The organism is Microbacterium sp. EG9 (genome assembly GCF_059759475.1).
On the sequence record NZ_CM186217.1, the window covers coordinates 1,454,734 to 1,473,726 of the forward strand.

The following is an 18,993-nucleotide window of genomic DNA, read 5'->3' on the forward strand; positions in this document are numbered from 1 at the left end:
ATCGGAACGATGCTGTACTTCCAAGACACCGGTGGAGATCCCGCCGCCCCCGTCATCGATCCGAAGCTGTGGGAGAACGTGCTGGTCTTCCTCGGCCAGGCGGGCATGAACGTGCTCGCGAGCATCGGCATCGCCGTCGGCGCCTTCTTCGCCTCCTGGATCCTTCGCCTCGTCATCCGCCGCATCGTCAACCGCATCGTGTCCGGGGCGAAGAGCAAGGCGAACGTCGACGACACGCAGGCCCTCGAGCGCTCGCCCCTCGCCGCGATGCGTCTGGTCCAACGCACCCGCACACTGGGTTCGATCCTCCAGAACATCGTCAACGTCGCCATCGTGATCATCGCGATCCTGTTGATCTTCGGAACGGTCGCCCCCGACGCGCTCGGCTCGTTCGCGCTGCTGTCCGCGGCGATCGGCGCCGGCCTCGGCTTCGGTGCCCAAAACATCGTCAAGGACGTGCTCAACGGCATCTTCATCGTCGCGGAGGACCAGGTGGGGATCGGCGACGTCGTCGACCTCGGATTGGCGACGGGCATCGTCGAGTACGTCAGCGTGCGGATCACGCACGTCCGCGACGTCAACGGCACGCTCTGGTACGTGCGCAACGGGGAGATCACGCGCATCGGAAACATGTCGCAGGGCTGGTCGCGCGTCATCATCGACCTCGCGCTGCCGGTCGACGTCGACATCGATCAGGTCGAGAAGTCGATGCTCGCCACCGCGAAGTCTCTCGCGAAGGATCCGAAGTGGCGCACGCGCGTGATCGAGCAGCCCGAGGTGTGGGGACTCGAGTCGATCACCGGCGATGCCCTCGTGATCCGTCTCGTGATGAAGACGCGCGCCAATGCGAAGGACGACGTCGCGCGCGAGCTGCGCATGCGGCTCAAGCGTGCGATGGACGAGCTCGGTGTGACGCTGCCGTCGATGAACACCGTCATGCTCGCCGGGCTCGAGGGAGCCCAGCGCGTGCGGGGCGCGAACCCGCCACGCACCCGGCCGACCCCGGTGGCGACCGCCGACGGCAAGGGCATCTGGAAGCCCAAGCGCGGAGGCGCCGCCTCGAAGCGGACCGGCGCGGAGGAGAACTCGTCGGCGACGACGGACGGCGCTCCGGCTCCGCAGACGAAGGGCGAGGACTCATGACCGCGCAGAGCGGGAGCTTCTACGACGAGATCGGTGGGCATGACACGTTCGTCCGGCTGGTCGACGCCTTCTACCGGGGCGTGGCCGACGACGAGGTGCTGCGGCCGATGTACCCCGAGGCCGACCTCGGCCCGGCGGCGGAGCGGCTGACGCTGTTCCTGGAGCAGTACTGGGGCGGGCCGACCACCTACACCGAGCGCCGCGGGCACCCCCGGCTGCGCATGCGGCACATCCCCTTCCACGTCAATCCCGACGCCCGCGACCGCTGGCTCGCACACATGCGCACCGCCGTCGACGAGCTCGACCTCTCGCCGCTGCACGAAGCGACGCTCTGGGACTACCTGCAGCGGGCCGCGCATGCCATGGTGAACACGTTCGAGCCCAGCGGCATCGGTCCCGATCGTCCGTCCAGCGCCGCGCACCTGCCGGTGCACCCGCGCCCGACGGAGGATGCCGCGGCATCCCCCGAGCGCTGACGGTCCGAATCTCAGCGACGAGACGACGAAGGAGTCGACGATGAGCACCACCACGACACGCGAGGTCGACGTCCTCGTCATCGGATGGGGCCTCGCCGGTCTCGTCGCGGCGACCGAAGCGGCCGCCGCCGGAAAGACCGTCGCCCTCCTCGACCAGGAGCCGCGCCCCAATCTGGGTGGGCAGGCGTTCTGGTCGTTCGGCGGCCTGTTCTTCGTCGATTCCCCCGAACAGCGACGGATGGGGATCGCGGACTCCCTCGAGCTCGCTCGGCAGGACTGGTTCGCCACCGCCGGGTTCGACCGCGACGAGGATCTCTGGCCGCGCCGGTGGGCGGAGGCCTACCTGCAGTTCGCCAGCGGCGAGAAGCGCGCCTGGCTCCGCGAGAAGGGCGTGGGCTTCTTCCCCGTGGTCGGCTGGGCCGAGCGCGGAGGCTACAACGCCACCGGACCGGGAAACTCCGTCCCGCGCTTCCACATCACCTGGGGTACCGGCCCCGGGCTCGTCGCCCCTTTCCAGGCGGCCATCGAGCAGGCGGAGGCGACGGGGCGGCTCACGGTGCTCCCCCGGCACCGCGTGACGGCCCTGACCACCGGCGGGGCCGGCGTCACCGGCGCACGCGGCGACATCCTCGCCCCCTCCGGCGCACCACGGGGCGCCGTCAGCTCGCGCGAGATCGTCGGAGCCTTCGAGGTCACGGCGGGCGCCACGATCGTCGCGTCGGGCGGGATCGGCGGCAACCACGACCTCGTGCGCGCCCAGTGGCCCGCCCGCCTCGGGACCGCCCCCGACACGATGATCACCGGGGTTCCCGCCTACGTCGACGGATCGATGCAGCCGGTATCCGCCGCCGCCGGCGCCCGCCTCATCAACGGCGACCGCATGTGGCACTACGTCGAGGGGATCCAGAACTGGAATCCGATCTGGCCGAACCACGGCATCCGGATCCTGCCCGGGCCGTCGTCGGTGTGGCTGGACGCCACCGGCGCGCGGCTTCCCGTTCCGCTCTACCCCGGCTTCGACACCCTGGGAACCCTCGCGCACCTGCGCGCCACCGGCCACGACCATTCGTGGTTCGTCCTCTCGCAGAAGATCATCGAGAAGGAGTTCACCCTCTCGGGGAGCGAGCAGAACCCGGACCTCACCGGCAAAGACGTGCCCCTGCTGGTGCGCTCGCGGCTCGGCGCGGGGGCCGCCGGGCCCGTGCAGGACTTCCTCGACCACGGTGCGGACTTCGTGGTGCGCCGGACGCTGGACGAGCTGATCGACGGCATGCGTGCGCTGCCGGGCGGTGAAGCACTGGACGCGTCCACGGTGCGACGCGAACTCGAAGCGCGCGACCGCGAGATCGAGAACGACTTCACGAAGGATGCGCAGATCGCGATGCTGCGCGCAGCCCGTGCCTACCGCGGCGACCGGCTCATCCGCACCGCGAAGCCGCACCGCATCCTCGATCCGCAGAACGGGCCCCTCATCGCCGTGAAGCTCCACGTGCTCACCCGCAAGTCGCTCGGCGGGATCGAGACCGACCTGTCGGGTCGTGCCCTCGGCACCGACGGAGCTCCGGTCGGCGGGCTGTACGCGGCCGGCGAGGCTGCGGGCTTCGGAGGCGGCGGCGTGCACGGCTACCGCGCACTCGAGGGCACCTTCGTCGGTGGATGCCTGTTCTCGGGCAGGATCGCCGGACGGGCGGCCGCCGCCGCGCTCTGAGCGCGACCACCGCGTCGACGGGGTCGACCTGGGTCAGGCGGCGCCCGTCGTCCGGACCTCGGTGAGCCCCGAGTGCACCCGGGTGCGCGTGAGGACGTGTCCCCGGCGCAGGCTCACGCGGGTCCACGGTCCGCTGCGATGGACGGTCGCCGTCTCCTCGCCCCCGATGAAGCCGAGGGCGAAGGCGGCGAACGCCACGCCGCGCGGCAGGTCCACGACCTCGCCGTCCGGCTCGCCCCACACCTGCGCCCGTACCAGTCGTACGACGTCTTCGCCCGCCGCGTCCGGGACGGCCTCCGCGACGGCGGCGATGCCCCACTGCGCACGAGCGGCGAGGGTCGCCGCATCGAGGGAGGCGGCGCGCTCCCACCCGGAGCGCGGCGGGGAGACCCCGGCCCAGGGCGCCGTCACCGCGGAGTCCGGCAGGGCGATCGCGTTCGGGGCGTCGCCGGGTGCCAGCGCGGCGGCATCCACGACGAGGTCGCACTCCAGCTCGGGATCCACGCGCACGAAACGCATGCCGAGGACGGTCGGCGTCGCCTCCAAGAGCGTCTGCGGAGCCAGCGGCGCCGAGGTCACGGCGAGGGTGCCTCCCGATGCGCGCAGACGCACCGTCCCGTCGCCGAGACGGGCGGCGCGCTGGGCGAAGACGAGCACGTCGGCGGCGCTCGGGGCGTCGGGGAACAGGAGGTGGGCGGACATCCCACCTAAACTATCAAGCGGCAGCGGAGACGGACGGAGAGCACGTGGAGACGGCAGGGTGAGCGGCGAGGATCCCGTCGCGGAGATGCTGGACGTGCTCGACCTCTCCTCGGGAGACGCGCGCACGACCGAGGACATCTTCACCGGAGCCTCGCATCCGATGCCGACCGGACGGATCTTCGGCGGACAGGTGCTCGCGCAGGCGATCATCGCGGCCGACCGGACGACCGACGACGACCGCGTCCCGCACTCGATGCACGGGTACTTCCTCCGTCCCGGCGACGCGGGGCGCGGCGTGACGCTGTCGGTGGATCGGATCCACGACGGACGCTCGTTCTCGACGCGCCGCACGCAGGTCTTCCAGGACGGCGTGCCCATCTTCTCCATGATCGCCTCGTTCGAACGCGAGGACCCGGGCCTGGATCATCAGAGCGGGATGCCGGAGGGGATCCTCACGCCCGAAGAGGCGATCCGGCAGTGGCCGGCCGCCGGACGGCATCCGCTGTCGCAACGCCTCCTCGCCAGCAGCCCCATCGAGGTCGTCCACGCCGAGGGAGCGATCTACGACGCCGTGGCCCCGCAGCGCAGCGCGCAGCAGAACGTGTGGATGCGCGCGAAGCGGCCCATCGGCGACGATCCCGCGCTGCACCGCGCCGTCCTGGCTTACATGAGCGATCTGACCATCCAGGAGTCCGTGCTGCGCGCGCACGGCATCGCGTGGTCGCAACCGGGGCTCAAAGTCGCCAGCCTGGACCACGCGATGTGGTGGCACCGCCCGGCACGGGTCGACGAATGGCTCCTGTACGCGCAGAACTCCCCCAGTGCGCGCGCCGGGAGAGGACTGTCCTCCGGACGCATCTTCACCCGCGACGGCGATCTGGTCGCGTCGGTCGGTCAGGAGATCATGGTGCGGGTACCGGATCGCACCTGACCCGCGCCGCAGTCGTCGCGGTCAGTGCCGCCGGAACGCGACCGGCTCCCCCACGTAGGGGCTCCAGGCGTCGCGCATCGTGTCGGTCAGCCGCACGGGGCGGAAGGTCTGCGCGTCGACGAGGACGACCGACGAGGAGGCCCGCGCGTACAGCGTCTGGTCGCCGTCGCTGCGCGGGCTGTACACCTCGTAGCAGACCTCGATGCTCGAGCCGCCGAGCTTGCCGAACCACATCTGGATGTCGAGGGGCTCGCGGCGGTACGGGACCGGCGCGAGGTACTCGATCTCCTGACGCGCGATGAGCGTCAGCACCCCGGCATCCACACCCGCGTCGATGACGGCGGTGTCGGGCGCCGAGTCACCGAACACGGGTGTCCAGAACACCCGCACGCGCGCCTCTTCGAGCAGCTTCAACATCGTCGCGTTGTTCACGTGGTTGAACGCGTCGAGATCACCCCATCTCAGATGGATGGGAACGTGGAGGCGCTCAGTCACGGGTGAGCTTGCGGTGCGTGGAGCGGTGCGGGTTCGCGGCGTCCGGGCCGAGGCGCTCGATCTTGTTCGCCTCGTACGCCTCGAAGTTGCCCTCGAACCAGTACCACTTGTCCGGCTGCTCGTCGGTGCCCTCGTAGGCGAGGATGTGCGTCGCGATGCGGTCGAGGAACCACCGGTCGTGCGTGATGACCACCGCGCAGCCGGGGAACTCGAGCAGGGCGTTCTCCAGCGAGCTCAGCGTCTCGACGTCGAGGTCGTTCGTGGGCTCGTCGAGGAGGAGCAGGTTGCCGCCCTCCTTCAGCGTGAGAGCGAGGTTCAGCCGGTTGCGCTCACCGCCCGAGAGCACACCCGCCTTCTTCTGCTGGTCGGGTCCCTTGAAGCCGAACTTGGAGACGTAGGCCCGCGAAGGGATCTCCGTCTTGCCGACGGTGATGATGTCGAGCCCGTCGGACACGACCTCCCACAGCGTCTTGTTCGGGTCGATGTTGGCCCGGCTCTGGTCGACGTAGCTGATCTTGACCGTCTCACCGATCTTCAGATCGCCGCCGTCGAGCGGCTCGAGGCCGACGATCGTCTTGAACAGCGTCGTCTTTCCGACGCCGTTGGGTCCGATGACACCCACGATGCCGTTGGGCGGCAGGCTGAAGCTGAGACCGTCGATGAGCGAGCGGTCGCCGAACCCCTTCTGCAGCTTCTTCGCCTCGATCACGACGGTGCCGAGGCGCGGGCCGGCGGGGATCTGGATCTCCTCGAATTCGAGCTTGCGGGTGCGCTCCGCCTCGGCCGCCATCTCTTCGTAGCGGGCCAGACGAGCCTTCGACTTCGTCTGACGGCCCTTGGCCGACGAACGGACCCAGTCGAGCTCGTCCTTCAGACGCTTGGCGAGCTTGGCGTCCTTCTTGCCCTGGATGTCGAGGCGCTCGGCCTTCTTCTCCAGGTAGGTGGAGTAGTTGCCCTCGTAGCCGATGAGCCGGCCGCGGTCGACCTCGGCGATCCACTCCGCGACGTTGTCGAGGAAGTACCGGTCGTGGGTGATGGCGATGACGGCACCCTTGTACGACTGGAGGTGCTGCTCGAGCCACAACACGCTCTCCGCGTCGAGGTGGTTGGTGGGCTCGTCCAGCAGGAGCAGGTCGGGCTTCTGCAGCAGGAGCTTGGCGAGGGCGACGCGGCGCCGCTCACCACCGGAGAGCTTGGTGACCGGCTCGTCGGCGGGCGGGGTGCGGAGGGCATCCATCGCCTGCTCGAGCTGCGAGTCGAGGTCCCAGCCGTCCGCGGCGTCGATCTCCTCCTGGAGCACGCCCATCTCGGCCAGCAGCGAATCGAAGTCCGCGTCGGGATCGGCCATGAGAGCGGAGATCTCGTTGAAGCGGTCGAGCTTCGCCTTGATCGCCACGCCGTCCTGGATGTTCTCGAGCACGGTCTTGGTGTCGTCGAGCTCGGGCTCCTGCATGAGGATGCCGACGCTGAACCCGGGGGTGAGCTTGGCCTCGCCGTTGGACGGCGCGTCGAGGCCCGCCATGATCTTCAGGATCGTCGACTTACCGGCGCCGTTGGGGCCGACCATGCCGATCTTGGCGCCGGGGAGGAACGCCATCGTGACGTCATCGAGGATCAGCTTCTCGCCCACCGCTTTGCGGGCACGGACCATGGAGTAGATGTATTCGGCCATAACGGCCCAAGTCTACGCGGACGGGGTCGTGCGCTCGGCCCGCTCGCGCGGGGACGGCGACAGCCGAGGGGCTGACGGCGGCGTGGGGCGTGGCCGCGGCCGGGTCACCAGTCGATCGGACGCGTCTGTCCCACGAGGCAGGTGCCGCCGGGCACCTCCGGAAGCACCCGGGTCTGCGGGCCAGAGACGGAGGGGCCGACCTGTCCCACGAGGCACTCCCCCTGCCATCGCACCGAGAACTGGATGGAGTCGGCCTGGTTGCCGACCGTCGTCAGGTCCTGCGTGACCTCCATCGCCGACTTGTCGAAGCCGGCCGCGACGAGGGCATCGATGTAGGCCCGGCCCTGCAGGGCGGTGGGGCCGGCGGCGACGGCGTCGACGATCGAGCTGAAGAAGGGGAGGTTCTGCGTCGCCGTGCCGCCCGGCTCGAGCACCGGTCCCGTCGGCGTGGGCGTGGCCGTGGCCGACGGTGTCGCGGTGACGGACGGGGACGGCGCGGGAGTCGGCGACGGCGCGCATCCGGCGAGAGCCAGCGTCACCGCGAGGCCGACGGCGAGCAGGCCGGGGGCCGCGCGATGGACGTCTCTTCTCACGCCTCGAGTCTAGGCGGCGTCGCTGGACGCCCACTCCACACCGGCCCCGGCACGACCGCGCGCTCGTCACACCCGGCGGATGGGGGTCGCGATCAGAACGGTGTCTCGTCGTCGCGCGCCGGCGACCACGCGCCCGCACCGACGAGTTGCGCAGACTCCCCCGACGCGTCGGCGGCCGCGACCGGCTGCTCCCCGCCGATCGCATCCGGGTCGTGCGCGACACCGCCGGGAACCGACCACCCGGTCGCGTCGGCGGCGGATGCGGGCGGCTGCACGGACGTCGCGGACGGCTTGTGGAAGGTCGTCGTGCCGAACAGCAGGTCGTGGCCGAGCCCGTCGGCGTCGATCTCGGCCGACGAGCCGCTCTTTCCTCCCGACTCCCACTGCTTGATGCGGAACCGCCCCGTCACGATGACGCGTTGCCCCTTCTCGAGCGAGGCGAGGGCGTGCTCGGCGAGCCGCCGGTAGGCCGAGACCCAGTACCAGTTCGTGTGCGCATCGACCCACTGCCCGTTCTCGTGTCGTCGCTCGCTGCTCGCGAGGCGGAAGCTGATGGCGGGGATCCCCCCGGGCAGCTCCCGCCGTTCCGGGGTCGAGGCCACGTTTCCGACGACGGTGATGCGATCGCTCATGGTTCCCACTCCTCTCATCGCCCCGGACTCTCCGGGGCCGCTGCGGCACCCGGGTGCCCGCCGGGCGCCGCAGCACGAACAGCGTCCCTCCGCACACCGACGCGATCGGCGTCTCGCGCGCCATCCGTGGAGAGTTCCGCAGGGCCGCGACCTGTGCAGGAGGCTCGGACGACGCGCTCCGTTCGATGTCGGACGTCGAAGCTATGTTCGATCACGACAGAGTCAGGAGTTCCGATGACACGTACGCTCGCTCCCGTCCCCGCGGCCGTTCGCGGCTGCTCGTTCCACCCGGTCTCCCCGCAGCGCTGGCGCGTGCTCGATCGCTCCGGACGCGTCATCGGCCATGTGCGATGGGAGGAGTGCGCCGACGGCGTGCGCTATCACGCCGAGCGGTTCGACCTGGCGCGTGCGCGACTGCGTCCGCTCGGCGCCTTCTGGACGGCGCGGGAGGCCGTCGACTGCCTGATCTACCTCCGCTGAGGCCCTGATCCCCCTCCGATGAGACTCAGACGACGGCGTCGACCAACTCGCCGCCGTGTACCGGAGCAGCAGCCCGCACCGTCGGCCACGCCCGCGCGAGCACGTCGACGGCGCGCCGGAGCTCTTCGGGAGGGGCGGTGAAGGGAATGCGCAGATGCCGATCGTGCGGGCCGTCCACGCCGAAGCGCGATCCGGCGGACAGATACACCCCGTGGGCACGAGCAGCCAGCACCAGACCGGTGCTGAGGGGCGCGTCGAGCTCCACCCAGAGCGCGACGCCACCGTCGACGACGGGCACGTGCCACGTCGGCAGTGCGGCGCCGAGCGCCTCGACGACGGTGTCACGACCCACGCGTAGGAGCTCGGCCCGCTGCGCGAGGATCTCGGGCATCCGTGCGATCAGTCGCGTCGTGACCACCTGCTCGAACTCGGGCGTTCCGAGCTCGCGCGGCGGACGCGCCGCCACGATGCGCTGCAGGAGCTCCTCCTCGGCTCGGATCCACCCCACGCGCAGTCCGCCCCAGACCGACTTGCCCACCGATCCGACGCGGATGACGCGCTCCGAAGCGAAAGCGGGCGGCGTCGCCGGGCCGTCGATCACGAGCTCCGCCGTGGTCTCGTCGACGATCAGGGTGGTGCCGGCATCGCGTGCCGACCGGGAGAAGAGGGCTTCTTCCGACGCGCTCATCGAGCGACCGGTCGGGTTCTGGAAGCGCGGCATCAGGTACGCCAGCCGGGGCCGCGTGCGCGCGAACACCTGGGCGGCTCTGTCCAGGTCCCATCCGCCGGCCGTCGTCACGGGCACGGCGCTGAGCCGCGCTCCGGCCGAACGAAGGGCCTCCGCGGCATGCGGATAGGTGGGGGTCTCGATCAGCGCGCGATCTCCGCGACCGATCAGCACGGTCGCCAGGAGGTGGATGGCCGACTGCGCTCCCGTCGTGACGACGATCTGTTCCGCCGACGTCGGGATGCCGAGGCGGCGGTATCGGCCCGCGATCGCCTCCCGCAACTCGAGGGAGCCGCGCACGTCGTAACCGGCGTGCGACACGATGCTGGCCGCATCGGCCGCCGCCTCGCTGATGACGCCGGCCAGCCCGGGCCATGCCGCCGGACTGGCCTGTTGCAGGTCGATCGCCCCCTCGTCCGCGGCGACGCGACCCACGTCGCGTCGGGGGCGCGGGCGGGTCACGCTTCCGGAGCCGCGGAGGCTCTCGATGTGGCCGCTGTCGCGCAGGCTGCGGTACGCCGCGGCCACCGTCGTTCGACTCACCCGCAGGGTCGCCGCCAGATCGCGCTCCGCCGGCAACGCCGTGTGCGCGGCGATGCGGTTGTCGAGGCACAGCAGTCGGATACCGTCGGCGAGTGCCTCGTATGCGGGCTCACGCGTCCGCCATCCGCCGAGTGCGGAGGAGAGGGCGCGCGCCGTGATCCGGGAGTCCATGACGTCCACCGTATCGCGATTGGACTGGTCTGAGAGGTCCAATACTGCGATTGGATGTCGTCATGTCGATTCGCGTCATCCGTCTCCTCGTCGGCCTCGCCCTGTACGGCGCGGGGTGCGGCATCATGGTCCGCGCCGGCATCGGGCTGGACCCGTGGACCGTGTTCGCCCAGGGACTGTCGGTGCAGACCGGGGTCGGCATCGGCTGGATCACGAACATCGTCGGGCTGCTGGTCCTGCTGCTGTGGATCCCTCTGCGACAGAAGCCGGGCATCGGGACCGTCGCGAACATCCTGATCGTCGGGACGAGCATGCAGGTGACCGTCAGCACCGTCCCCGCGGTCTCGGGCTTCGGAGCGCAGCTGGCCGTGTTCGTCCTCGGCATGGTCCTGGTCGCGGTGGCATCAGGCATCTACATCGGCGCCCACTTCGGCGCCGGTCCACGCGACGGGCTGATGACGGGGATGCACACGCGCCTCGGCTGGCCGATCTGGGCCTGTCGCCTCCTCGTCGAGGCCTCCGTGCTGCTGGCGGGCTGGCTCCTCGGAGGCACGGTGGGACTGGGCACGCTGCTGTTCGCGGCGGGCATCGGACCGCTCGTCCACGTGGCGCTCCCGCTGCTGGACCCCGACGCGCGCAGCGCGCACGGCAGGGCGGCCGCGGGACGCCGGACGGGAGCGATCGTGGCCGAGCCGTCGCGGTGAGCGAGGCGTCGCGCGGGTGTCAGTGCTCGCGGAACCGCGGCCAGTCGGATCCGTGGGGAAGATGCCCGTGCAGCGCGTTCTTGGCGATGTCCATGGTGGGGTACGTGCCGATACTGGCGGAGGCCCCCGCGATCGTGGAGGTGTAGCCCTCCGGCGACTTGCGGACCGTGCCGACGACGTTGCCTTCGGCGCCGTACGCGACCCAGAGCGTGGACGATGTGGTGCTCATGCTGACTCCTCTCGTCGGATCCGACGCTACGCCCCCGGGCGCGTCCGCGCGAGAGGGCGGCGGCCGTCTCTCGCACGGCTCGCGCGCGAAGCGGGGCGCACCCGGTACGGTGGAGATGTCGTCCCACCCCTCCATAGCTCAGTGGATAGAGCGAGCGGTTTCTACCCGCCAGGTCGGGGGTTCGAATCCTCCTGGAGGGACGTCTTCGCAGCGTCGCGTCGCGCCTCTGCGCCGTGCGCGACGCGGCGCGACGTCGGCGGCGCTCAGTAGGATGAACGCATGGTGAATGCCGCGGAGAACGACCGCCTCGTCTGGATCGACTGCGAGATGACCGGGCTCGATCTGGAGGTCGACGAGCTGGTCGAGATCGCGATCATCGTCACCGACTTCGAGCTGAACGCGCTCGATCCCGGCTTCCAGATCGTCATCCGGCCCGACGCCTCCGCGCTCGAGAACATGAACGACTTCGTCACGCGGATGCACAAGACGTCCGGTCTGCTGGCGGAGATCCCCCACGGCGTGAGCCTGGCGGAGGCCGAGTTCGAGGCCCTGGAGTACATCCAGCGGTTCGCCCCCGAGGGCAAGGCCCCGCTGGCGGGGAACACCATCGGCACCGATCGGATGTTCCTGGCCAAGTACATGCCGCGCGTGGACCGGTGGCTGCACTATCGCAGCGTCGACGTGTCCAGCATCAAGGAGCTCTCTCGGCGCTGGTACCCGCGCGCGTACTTCAACGCGCCGGCGAAGGACGGCGGGCATCGGGCGCTGGCCGACATCCAGGAGTCGATCCGCGAGCTCGCCTACTACCGTCAGGCGGTCTTCGTGCCCGAGCCGGGACCGACGAGCGATCAGGCCAGAGAGGCTGCTGCGGCCGCCGTGTCGTCATTCGCGCCAGGTGTGTAATAGAATCGTCTGGTTGCCTGGAAGCAGGCACATGGTGGCTATAGCTCAGTTGGTAGAGCACCGCGTTGTGGTCGCGGGGGTCGCGGGTTCAAGCCCCGTTAGCCACCCCACTCACTTCCCTGTCGGGAGTCCCTCATGATCGATCTGGATGCCGACGGCTTCGAGGACCTCGTGTCCGACGAGATCGACCTGTTGCCGGATGACATGCTGGTCGGTCTCGACAACGTGGTCTTCGTCGTGGAGGATCGCCCGGAGGACGGCTCGCTGGACCTTCTCGGGCTCTATGACGGCCTCGCCCTGACCGAGCGCGACCGCTACGGCTCCGGCGAGCTCCCGGACCGCATCATCGTCTACCGGGAGCCCCATCTGCACGCCTGCGAGAGCATCGAAGAGTTGCGCGACGAGGTGCACACGACCCTCGTCCACGAGATCGCGCACTTCTACGGCATCGACGACGCCCGCCTGCACGAATTGGGGTGGGCGTGACGATCCCTCTGGAGGACCTCCGCCTCGACATCCGCTCGGAGACCGCGGGGCCGTGGCAGGCGGTCGTGTGGAACGACCCGGTGAACTTGATGAGCTACGTCGTCCACGTCTTTCGAACCTACTTCGGCTACTCCCGGGAGCGCGCGGAGCAGCTGATGCTCCTCGTCCACCACGAGGGGCACGCGGTCGTGGCGGAAGGCGCCCGCGAGCAGATGGAGCTCCACGTGCAGGCCATGCACGACTTCGGCCTGTGGGCCACCGTCCGACAGGCCGACTCGTGACGACGGCGGTGCGGATGGAGCTCTCGGCGCTCGAGGCCGCCCACCTCACCGACCTGATCGCGCAGTTCGCCCAGCTCCTGGCCGATGCGATCGACGACGCGGACGATCCGGCGATCGCGCGGCTCGTGCCGGATGCGTACCGCGACGACCCGCAGGCGGCCGCGGAGTTCCGTCGCTTCACGCAGGACGACCTGCTCGACCGCCGCCGCGACGACGCGCAGACGGTGCTGACCTCGCTGCAGCGCGAGGGAACCGTTCTGCGCGCCGCCGACCTCGATCGCGTCGAGGCGGAGACCTCGTTCGTCGTCGAGCTGGATGCCGCCGCCGTCACCGCCTGGCTGCGCACGCTCACCGCGGTGCGCCTGGTCATGGCGACGCGCCTGGGGATCGTCTCGGATGACGATCAGGACGACGACCCCCGTTTCGGGGTCTACAACTGGCTGGGTTTCCGTCTCGAAGGTCTGCTGCAGGCGCTGGAGGACTGACGGCGCTGCTGGCCGCTACGGCACGTCGACGCGGATGGTGGCCAGGTCGCGCGGATGGTGCGCGCGCAGATGGGCCTCCTCCTGGCGGGCCCACCGCTGCCAGTGCGGCCGATAGGTGTCGCCGTCGCGAGCGAGCGCGCGATCGCGGCGGCCCAGTTCCGCCGACTCCAGCCAGAGCCGGACCGGCGCGAGAGGTGCGGAGGCGGGGGTCAGCACGCCCGACCCCTCCAGGATCAGCGGCACGAAGGCCGGGGTCACGACTCCGCCTCCGGGGGCGTCTCGCACCCAGTCCCAGCGGTTCCAGTGCGCGGCGCGCCCCGAGGCGAGAGGTTCCAGGATGCGGGTGCGCGCGATCTCGGCGCCCTCCGCCAGCCCGTCCCACCCCGGGTAGAGCTCGTCGAGCCCGATCATCGTGACCGGGCCCGCCCAGCGGGCGCGCACGCGCGCGGCGACCGTCGACTTCCCCGCGCCGGAGCGCCCGTCGATCAGCACGATGGGAAGGACGCCCGGAGGCAGCGCGACCACGGCCCGTTCGACGAGAGTCACCGCGTCGTCGAGGGCGGCGTCGACCTCGTCGCTGTGCGCGTGCTCAGCGCTTGAGTGCACGGATGATGCGGCTGAGCGTCCGCCCCGCGACCCACACGAAGGGGATCGCCACGGCCACCAACGACACCAGGTTCGGCTCGAAACGGAGGTCGTCGCCCTTGCGGATGTAGGCGCCGAGAGGAACGGCGAAACCTCCGCCTCCCCCGCCGTTGTTCCCGCTCTCGTCCTCGCCTGCGCCGAAGCCCGACCACGACAGAGCGACCGGGATGAGCCGGATGCCGTCGACGTCCTGCTGTTCGCCGTAGACGCTGTTCACGCCGAGCGCTGCGGACTGCTTGCCGAGTTCGAGTGCGAGATTGGGCATGGCTCCACCGTAGCCCGGAACGTCAGTCGGTGCGAGGCAGTCGCGGATTCGTCGGCAGCGCATTCACGTCGCGGCGCGGGCCGAGCACGCTGGCACGGGTGACGGCTCCCCCGCCGAAGCGCTGGCGCGCATCGTCGAGCGCTGCGTCGACGCGGCGCCACTCCGCGTCGTCGTCCCACAGGGGCAGCGCGCCGCCGTCGCCGCCGCCGCGGAGCTTCTCGGCGCGCACGCCGATCAGCCGCACGGGCTGCGCCAGCTCGACCGCGTCGAAGAGGGCGATCGCGACGTCGCCGATGCGCTGGCCGACGTCCGACGGCTCCGTGAGCGTCTGTGAGCGCGAGAGCGTCGTGAAATCGGCGTAGCGCAGCTTCAGCGCGACGGTGCCCGCTCGCCATCCGCCGGCGCGAAGCCGGGAGGCGACGCGGTCGGACAGGCGCCGCAGTTCGCTGCGCAGGACGGCGGAGTCGGCCACATCGTGCAGGAACGTCTCCTCGTGGCCGATGCTCTTCTCGACACGCTGGGTCTCGACGGCGCGGGGATCGATGCCGTGAGCCAACTGCCAGATCCGCTCTCCGCCGGCAGCGCCCAGGGCGCGATCGAGCACGCCGCGCGGCGCCGCGAGGATGTCGGACACCGTGCGCAGGCCCCGGCTCTCCAGAGCTTCCGCGGCCTTCGGGCCGACGCCCCACAGCGCGGACACGGGGAGTCCGGCGAGGAAGGCGGCCGTGTCCGGCTCGCTGACGATCAGCAGGCCGTCGGGTTTGGAACGCGTGGAGGCGATCTTCGCGACATGCTTGGTGGCCGCGACCCCCACGCTGCACACGAGACCGGTCTCGCTGCGCACCCGCGCCCTCAGCATCCGTGCGATCTCGCCGGGCGAGCCCCAGAGCCGCCGGGCGCCCGACACGTCGAGGAACGCCTCGTCGATGGACAGCGGCTCGACCAGCGGCGTGATGTCGTGGAAGATCGACATCACCTGCCGCGACAGGGCGGCGTACCTCTCGAAGTGCGGCGGGACGACGACCGCCTGCGGACACAGACGCAACGCCTGGGCGACCCCCATCGCCGAGCGCACGCCGAACCGCCGTGCCTCGTAGGAGGCGCTGGACACCACGCCGCGCCCCTCCATTCCGCCGACGATCAGCGGCTTTCCCGCGAGCGACGGATCGTCGAGCACCTCGACGGAGGCGTAGAAGGCATCCATGTCGACGTGGAGGATGCGGGTGCCGGTGTCATCCGCGCCGTCGGCGGAGACGATCCGTCCCGATCCGTCGCCACGTCCCATGAGTCCATTGTCGGTGACACCGCCGACACGGCGGCGTCACCGACACGAGGACGGCCGGGCTACTTCGCGGCGCGCTCGAGTACGAGCTCGCGGACGCGGGCGGCGTCCGCCTGACCCTTCATCGCCTTCATGACGGCGCCGATGACGGCGCCGGCGGCCTGGACCTTGCCGTCGCGGATCTTCTCGAGCACATCGGGCTGCGCCGTGAGCGCCTCATCGATCGCGGCGATCAGCGCGCCGTCGTCGGAGACGACGGCGAGGCCGCGGGCGTCGACGACCTCCTGCGGGGTCCCCTCCCCGGCGATGACGCCCTCGAGCACCTGGCGGGCGAGCTTGTCGGTGAGGGTCCCGGCGTCCACGAGCTGCTGCAGCGCGGCGACCGAGGACGGCTCGACGAGCGAGGACGGCTCGACGCCCGACGCGTTCGCGAGGCGCGAGATCTCGCTCATCCACCACTTCCGCGCCGCGGCGGGAGACGCACCGGCGGCGACGGTCGCGTCGACCTCGGTGAGGAGCCCCGCATTCACGATCCCCTGGAAGTCGATGTCGGCGAAGCCCCAGTCCGCCTTCAGCCGGCGGCGGCGTGCGGCGGGCGGCTCCGGGAGGTCGGCGCGCAGCGACTCGATGAGCTCCGTGGACGGCGCCACCGGCAGCAGGTCGGGCTCCGGGAAGTAGCGGTAGTCGTCGGCATCCGACTTCGGCCGCCCCGGGGAGGTGGTGCCGGTGTCCTCGTGCCAGTGACGCGTCTCCTGCGTGATGCTGCCACCCGCGGCCAGGATCGCGGCCTGGCGCTGGATCTCGTAGCGGACCGCGCGCTCGACGGAGCGCATGGAGTTGACGTTCTTCGTCTCCGTGCGGGTGCCGAGCTTCTCCTGGCCGCGCGGGCGCAGGGAGACGTTCGCGTCGCAGCGCAGGTTGCCGCGTTCCATGCGCGCTTCGGAGATGCCGAGCGACAGCACGATGTCGCGGATCGCCCGCACATAGGCGGCGGCGAGCTCCGGTGCGCGGTGCTCGGCGCCGAAGATCGGCTTGGTGACGATCTCCACGAGCGGCACGCCGGCACGGTTGTAGTCCACGAGCGAGTACTCGGCTCCCTGGATGCGCCCCGTGGAGCCACCGACGTGCGTGAGCTTGCCGGCATCCTCCTCGATGTGGGCGCGCTCGATGGGCACCTCGAAGACGGTGCCGTCGGTGAGCTCGACCTCGACCTGCCCCTCGAAGGCGATCGGCTCGTCGTACTGCGAGATCTGATAGTTCTTGCCCAGGTCGGGGTAGAAGTAGTTCTTGCGCGCGAAGCGGCTCGACGGCGCGATCTGGCAGCCGAGCGCGAGACCCAGGCTGATCGAGAACCGCACGGCCGTCTCATTGACGACCGGGAGCGATCCGGGTAGGCCCATGTCGACGGGGGCGACGAGCGTGTTCGGGGCGGCGTCGTGGTTCGACGCGTGAGCGGGGTTTCCCGCCGGCGAGAACATCTTGGTCTCGGTGTTGAGCTCGACGTGCACCTCGAAGCCGAGCACCGGCTCGTACAGCGTCAGGGCCTCGTCGAAGTCCATGAGTGCGGCCTTGGCCATCAGCGGTTCCCTCCCAGCAGCGGCGCGCGGTCCAGCAGCGGGCCGCCCCACGAATCGACGAGCAGTGCCTCGGCGGCAGCGCCCACACGGTACAGTCGGGCGTCCTCGCGTGCCGGCGCAATGAACTGGATGCCGACGGGCAGCCCGTCCTCCTCCGCCAGACCCGACGGGATGGAGATGCCCGGGACCCCGGCCAGGTTGACCGGGATCGTGGTGACGTCGTTGAGGTACATCTGCAACGGGTCGTCGATCTTCTCGCCGAGCTTGAACGCGGTCGTCGGAGCCGACGGCGTCGCGATCACGTCGACCTGCGCGAACGCCGCGTCGAAGTCGCGTTGGATCAGCGTGCGGACCTTCTGCGCACTGCCGTAGTAGGCGTCGTAGTAACCCGCCGAGAGGGCGTAGGTGCCGAGGATGATGCGGCGCTTGACCTCGTCGCCGAACCCGGCGTCACGGGTCGCCGCCATGACGTCCTCGACGGTACCGCCGGGCACGTCCACGCGGAGGCCGAAGCGCACGGAGTCGAACTTCGCGAGGTTGCTCGACGCCTCCGCCGGCAGGATGAGGTAATACGCCGCCACGCCGTACTCGAAGTGGGGCGCGCTGATCTCCACGATCTCCGCACCCTGCCCTTCGAGGAGGGCGAGCGCGCTGCGGAACGACGCCGACACACCGGCCTGGAAGCCGCTGTCGGGCAGTTCGCGGATGACACCGATCTTGAGGCCCCGGAGCCCCGCGCCGGACGCGCCCTCGCGCGCTGCGGCGGCGAAGGACGGCCAGCTGTCGGTGAGCGACGTCGCGTCATGCGGGTCGTGGCCGCCGATGACGTCGTGCAGCAGTGCGGAGTCGAGCACCGTACGCGACACGGGGCCCACCTGGTCGAGCGACGAGGCGAGCGCGATCGCACCGAACCGGCTGACGCCGCCGTACGTCGGCTTCATCCCGACCGTTCCGGTGACGTGCGCGGGCTGGCGGATCGAGCCGCCGGTGTCGGAGCCGAGCGCGATCGGCGCTTCGAACGCCGCCACGGCGGCGGCGGAGCCACCGCCCGATCCGCCCGGGATGCGCTCGAGGTCCCACGGGTTGTGGGTCGGGCCGTACGCCGAGTGCTCGGTGGAGGAGCCCATGGCGAACTCGTCCATGTTCGTCTTGCCGAGCGGAACCAGCCCGGCGGCACGCGAACGGGCGACCACGGTCGCGTCGTACGGCGACAGGAAGCCCTCGAGGATCTTGGACCCGCTGGTGGAGGGCATGTCCGTCGTGACGAGCACGTCCTTGATGGCCAACGGCACCCCGGCCAGCTCGCCGAGCGTCTCCCCCGCCGCCCGGCGACGGTCGATGTCGGCGGCGACGTCGAGCGCGTGGTCGCTCACGTGCAGGAACGCGTGCACGTCGCCGTCGACGGCGGCGATGCGGTCGAGGTGGGCGCGCGTGGCCTCCACGCTCGACACCTCGCCGGCGGCGAGCCGCGACGCGAGATCCGCGGCGGTCAGACGCGTCAGGTCGCTCACTGCTCCTCCCCCAGGATCGCCGTCACCCGGAAGCGCCCGTCGGCGGCATCCGGCGCATTCTGCAAGACCTGGTCGACCGTGAGCATCTCTCCGACCACGTCGGCGCGGAACACGTTCTCGAGCGGGATCGGGTGGCTGGTCGCGGGCACATCGGGGGTGGCCACTTCGGAGACCTTCGCGATGTTGTCGACGATGACGGAGAGCTGGCCCGTCAGGCGCTCCACCTCATGCTCGTCGAGCTGAATCCGGGCCAGAACGCCGAGATGGCGAACGAGTTCAGGGGTGATTTCAGACACCCGTCGATTCTAGTCGGCCCCTCTTCACCCCCTTCGACCGGGTTCTCACGGCCGCT

At 70.5% G+C, this 18,993-nt stretch carries 23 protein-coding genes and 2 tRNA genes; 12 read left to right on the forward strand and 13 right to left on the reverse strand.

Going from position 1 to position 18,993, the window contains the following annotated elements:
• The first annotated feature begins 9 nt into the window (after positions 1 to 9).
• Genes AC6CQV_RS06800 through AC6CQV_RS06810 form a run of 3 tightly spaced genes read left to right on the forward strand, consistent with a single transcriptional unit; the run spans position 10 to position 3,327 of the window.
• Positions 10 to 1,143 carry a mechanosensitive ion channel family protein gene (locus AC6CQV_RS06800; RefSeq protein ID WP_498260590.1) on the forward strand — a complete coding sequence of 378 codons (1,134 nt, stop codon included), beginning with the start codon at positions 10 to 12 and terminating at the stop codon, positions 1,141 to 1,143.
• Positions 1,140 to 1,619, forward strand: a complete 480-nt coding sequence (locus tag AC6CQV_RS06805) for a globin (protein WP_498260591.1) — start codon at positions 1,140 to 1,142, stop codon at positions 1,617 to 1,619. Before AC6CQV_RS06800 ends, AC6CQV_RS06805 begins: the two co-directional genes overlap by 4 nt.
• Positions 1,620 to 1,659: 40 nt before the next feature.
• A complete protein-coding gene (locus AC6CQV_RS06810) occupies positions 1,660 to 3,327 on the forward strand; it encodes an FAD-binding dehydrogenase (RefSeq protein ID WP_498260592.1) in 1,668 nt (555 codons plus the stop codon).
• A 33-nt stretch (positions 3,328 to 3,360) separates the two neighbouring features.
• On the opposite strand, the gene AC6CQV_RS06815 is transcribed toward AC6CQV_RS06810, so the two are convergent.
• Complete coding sequence (locus tag AC6CQV_RS06815) at positions 3,361 to 4,029, reverse strand: DUF8185 domain-containing protein (protein ID WP_191008526.1); 669 nt, start codon at positions 4,027 to 4,029, stop codon at positions 3,361 to 3,363.
• A gap of 58 nt (positions 4,030 to 4,087) precedes the next feature.
• On the opposite strand from AC6CQV_RS06815, the gene AC6CQV_RS06820 reads away from it, so the two are divergent.
• On the forward strand, positions 4,088 to 4,960 hold the full coding sequence (locus tag AC6CQV_RS06820) for an acyl-CoA thioesterase (protein ID WP_371836315.1): 873 nt from the start codon (positions 4,088 to 4,090) through the stop codon (positions 4,958 to 4,960).
• Between the two features lie 21 nt (positions 4,961 to 4,981).
• Here AC6CQV_RS06820 and AC6CQV_RS06825 read toward each other — a convergent pair whose 3' ends face one another.
• From AC6CQV_RS06825 to AC6CQV_RS06840, 4 genes are all read right to left on the reverse strand, one after another.
• Positions 4,982 to 5,455: an acyl-CoA thioesterase gene (locus AC6CQV_RS06825; protein WP_101306262.1), complete on the reverse strand. Its 474-nt coding sequence runs from the start codon at positions 5,453 to 5,455 to the stop codon at positions 4,982 to 4,984.
• Entirely contained in the window at positions 5,448 to 7,127 is a 1,680-nt protein-coding gene (gene ettA / locus AC6CQV_RS06830) for an energy-dependent translational throttle protein EttA (RefSeq protein ID WP_498260593.1), read from the reverse strand. The genes AC6CQV_RS06825 and ettA overlap by 8 nt, the downstream gene beginning before the upstream one ends.
• A gap of 104 nt (positions 7,128 to 7,231) precedes the next feature.
• Positions 7,232 to 7,720, reverse strand: a complete 489-nt coding sequence (locus AC6CQV_RS06835; protein ID WP_191008525.1) for a DUF6993 domain-containing protein — start codon at positions 7,718 to 7,720, stop codon at positions 7,232 to 7,234.
• A gap of 92 nt (positions 7,721 to 7,812) precedes the next feature.
• Positions 7,813 to 8,352 carry a single-stranded DNA-binding protein gene (locus AC6CQV_RS06840; RefSeq protein ID WP_498260594.1) on the reverse strand — a complete coding sequence of 180 codons (540 nt, stop codon included), beginning with the start codon at positions 8,350 to 8,352 and terminating at the stop codon, positions 7,813 to 7,815.
• A 234-nt stretch (positions 8,353 to 8,586) separates the two neighbouring features.
• Here AC6CQV_RS06840 and AC6CQV_RS06845 point away from each other — a divergent pair, with 234 nt between their 5' ends.
• Entirely contained in the window at positions 8,587 to 8,832 is a 246-nt protein-coding gene (locus AC6CQV_RS06845; RefSeq protein WP_101306260.1) for a DNA mismatch repair protein, read from the forward strand.
• A gap of 25 nt (positions 8,833 to 8,857) precedes the next feature.
• On the opposite strand, the gene yczR is transcribed toward AC6CQV_RS06845, so the two are convergent.
• Entirely contained in the window at positions 8,858 to 10,273 is a 1,416-nt protein-coding gene (gene yczR / locus AC6CQV_RS06850; RefSeq protein ID WP_498260595.1) for a MocR-like transcription factor YczR, read from the reverse strand.
• A gap of 62 nt (positions 10,274 to 10,335) precedes the next feature.
• Between yczR and yczE the strand changes: the two genes are divergently transcribed.
• Complete coding sequence (yczE, locus tag AC6CQV_RS06855; RefSeq protein ID WP_498260596.1) at positions 10,336 to 10,977, forward strand: membrane protein YczE; 642 nt, start codon at positions 10,336 to 10,338, stop codon at positions 10,975 to 10,977.
• 19 nt (positions 10,978 to 10,996) lie between these two features.
• Here yczE and AC6CQV_RS06860 read toward each other — a convergent pair whose 3' ends face one another.
• Complete coding sequence (locus tag AC6CQV_RS06860; protein WP_060958515.1) at positions 10,997 to 11,206, reverse strand: hypothetical protein; 210 nt, start codon at positions 11,204 to 11,206, stop codon at positions 10,997 to 10,999.
• Positions 11,207 to 11,333: 127 nt separating this feature from the next.
• On the opposite strand from AC6CQV_RS06860, the gene AC6CQV_RS06865 reads away from it, so the two are divergent.
• From AC6CQV_RS06865 to AC6CQV_RS06890, 6 genes are all read left to right on the forward strand, one after another.
• Positions 11,334 to 11,406, forward strand: a tRNA-Arg gene (locus tag AC6CQV_RS06865).
• Between the two features lie 79 nt (positions 11,407 to 11,485).
• Positions 11,486 to 12,109, forward strand: a complete 624-nt coding sequence (gene orn, locus AC6CQV_RS06870; protein ID WP_498260597.1) for an oligoribonuclease — start codon at positions 11,486 to 11,488, stop codon at positions 12,107 to 12,109.
• A gap of 34 nt (positions 12,110 to 12,143) precedes the next feature.
• Positions 12,144 to 12,219, forward strand: a tRNA-His gene (locus AC6CQV_RS06875).
• A 25-nt stretch (positions 12,220 to 12,244) separates the two neighbouring features.
• Positions 12,245 to 12,595 (forward strand): metallopeptidase family protein, encoded by a 351-nt coding sequence (locus AC6CQV_RS06880; protein WP_060958513.1) that lies wholly within the window; start codon positions 12,245 to 12,247, stop codon positions 12,593 to 12,595.
• The gene (gene clpS, locus AC6CQV_RS06885; protein WP_060958584.1) at positions 12,592 to 12,876 is read left to right on the forward strand and encodes an ATP-dependent Clp protease adapter ClpS; all 285 of its coding nucleotides are present in this window, start codon (positions 12,592 to 12,594) and stop codon (positions 12,874 to 12,876) included. The genes AC6CQV_RS06880 and clpS overlap by 4 nt, the downstream gene beginning before the upstream one ends.
• Positions 12,873 to 13,361: a DUF2017 family protein gene (locus AC6CQV_RS06890; protein WP_498260598.1), complete on the forward strand. Its 489-nt coding sequence runs from the start codon at positions 12,873 to 12,875 to the stop codon at positions 13,359 to 13,361. Before clpS ends, AC6CQV_RS06890 begins: the two co-directional genes overlap by 4 nt.
• A 15-nt stretch (positions 13,362 to 13,376) precedes the next feature.
• Here AC6CQV_RS06890 and AC6CQV_RS06895 read toward each other — a convergent pair whose 3' ends face one another.
• Genes AC6CQV_RS06895 through gatC form a run of 6 tightly spaced genes read right to left on the reverse strand, consistent with a single transcriptional unit; the run spans position 13,377 to position 18,937 of the window.
• The gene (locus AC6CQV_RS06895; RefSeq protein ID WP_498260599.1) at positions 13,377 to 13,967 is read right to left on the reverse strand and encodes a nucleoside/nucleotide kinase family protein; all 591 of its coding nucleotides are present in this window, start codon (positions 13,965 to 13,967) and stop codon (positions 13,377 to 13,379) included.
• Positions 13,951 to 14,271: a hypothetical protein gene (locus AC6CQV_RS06900; RefSeq protein ID WP_060958511.1), complete on the reverse strand. Its 321-nt coding sequence runs from the start codon at positions 14,269 to 14,271 to the stop codon at positions 13,951 to 13,953. The genes AC6CQV_RS06895 and AC6CQV_RS06900 overlap by 17 nt, the downstream gene beginning before the upstream one ends.
• 22 nt (positions 14,272 to 14,293) lie before the next feature.
• Complete coding sequence (locus tag AC6CQV_RS06905) at positions 14,294 to 15,556, reverse strand: DNA polymerase IV (protein WP_498260600.1); 1,263 nt, start codon at positions 15,554 to 15,556, stop codon at positions 14,294 to 14,296.
• Between the two features lie 59 nt (positions 15,557 to 15,615).
• Entirely contained in the window at positions 15,616 to 17,130 is a 1,515-nt protein-coding gene (gene gatB, locus AC6CQV_RS06910; RefSeq protein WP_498260601.1) for an Asp-tRNA(Asn)/Glu-tRNA(Gln) amidotransferase subunit GatB, read from the reverse strand.
• Positions 17,130 to 18,641, reverse strand: a complete 1,512-nt coding sequence (gene gatA, locus AC6CQV_RS06915) for an Asp-tRNA(Asn)/Glu-tRNA(Gln) amidotransferase subunit GatA (protein ID WP_060958508.1) — start codon at positions 18,639 to 18,641, stop codon at positions 17,130 to 17,132. The genes gatB and gatA overlap by 1 nt, the downstream gene beginning before the upstream one ends.
• Positions 18,638 to 18,937 (reverse strand): Asp-tRNA(Asn)/Glu-tRNA(Gln) amidotransferase subunit GatC, encoded by a 300-nt coding sequence (gene gatC, locus AC6CQV_RS06920; protein ID WP_060958507.1) that lies wholly within the window; start codon positions 18,935 to 18,937, stop codon positions 18,638 to 18,640. The genes gatA and gatC overlap by 4 nt, the downstream gene beginning before the upstream one ends.
• Between the last annotated feature and the right edge of the window lie 56 nt (positions 18,938 to 18,993).

What these genes read in the sequence shown, in the direction of transcription:
- ettA (WP_498260593.1), bottom strand. Translation starts at nt 7,127, where the DNA reads ATGGCCGAATACATCTACTCCATGGTCCGTGCCCGCAAAGCGGTGGGC.
- AC6CQV_RS06800 (WP_498260590.1), top strand. Translation starts at nt 10, where the DNA reads ATGCTGTACTTCCAAGACACCGGTGGAGATCCCGCCGCCCCCGTCATC.
- yczR (WP_498260595.1), bottom strand. Translation starts at nt 10,273, where the DNA reads ATGGACTCCCGGATCACGGCGCGCGCCCTCTCCTCCGCACTCGGCGGA.
- yczE (WP_498260596.1), top strand. Translation starts at nt 10,336, where the DNA reads ATGTCGATTCGCGTCATCCGTCTCCTCGTCGGCCTCGCCCTGTACGGC.
- AC6CQV_RS06840 (WP_498260594.1), bottom strand. Translation starts at nt 8,352, where the DNA reads ATGAGCGATCGCATCACCGTCGTCGGAAACGTGGCCTCGACCCCGGAA.
- orn (WP_498260597.1), top strand. Translation starts at nt 11,486, where the DNA reads ATGGTGAATGCCGCGGAGAACGACCGCCTCGTCTGGATCGACTGCGAG.
- AC6CQV_RS06900 (WP_060958511.1), bottom strand. Translation starts at nt 14,271, where the DNA reads ATGCCCAATCTCGCACTCGAACTCGGCAAGCAGTCCGCAGCGCTCGGC.
- AC6CQV_RS06805 (WP_498260591.1), top strand. Translation starts at nt 1,140, where the DNA reads ATGACCGCGCAGAGCGGGAGCTTCTACGACGAGATCGGTGGGCATGAC.
- AC6CQV_RS06810 (WP_498260592.1), top strand. Translation starts at nt 1,660, where the DNA reads ATGAGCACCACCACGACACGCGAGGTCGACGTCCTCGTCATCGGATGG.
- AC6CQV_RS06815 (WP_191008526.1), bottom strand. Translation starts at nt 4,029, where the DNA reads ATGTCCGCCCACCTCCTGTTCCCCGACGCCCCGAGCGCCGCCGACGTG.
- AC6CQV_RS06845 (WP_101306260.1), top strand. Translation starts at nt 8,587, where the DNA reads ATGACACGTACGCTCGCTCCCGTCCCCGCGGCCGTTCGCGGCTGCTCG.
- gatB (WP_498260601.1), bottom strand. Translation starts at nt 17,130, where the DNA reads ATGGCCAAGGCCGCACTCATGGACTTCGACGAGGCCCTGACGCTGTAC.
- AC6CQV_RS06880 (WP_060958513.1), top strand. Translation starts at nt 12,245, where the DNA reads ATGATCGATCTGGATGCCGACGGCTTCGAGGACCTCGTGTCCGACGAG.
- AC6CQV_RS06860 (WP_060958515.1), bottom strand. Translation starts at nt 11,206, where the DNA reads ATGAGCACCACATCGTCCACGCTCTGGGTCGCGTACGGCGCCGAAGGC.
- AC6CQV_RS06905 (WP_498260600.1), bottom strand. Translation starts at nt 15,556, where the DNA reads ATGGGACGTGGCGACGGATCGGGACGGATCGTCTCCGCCGACGGCGCG.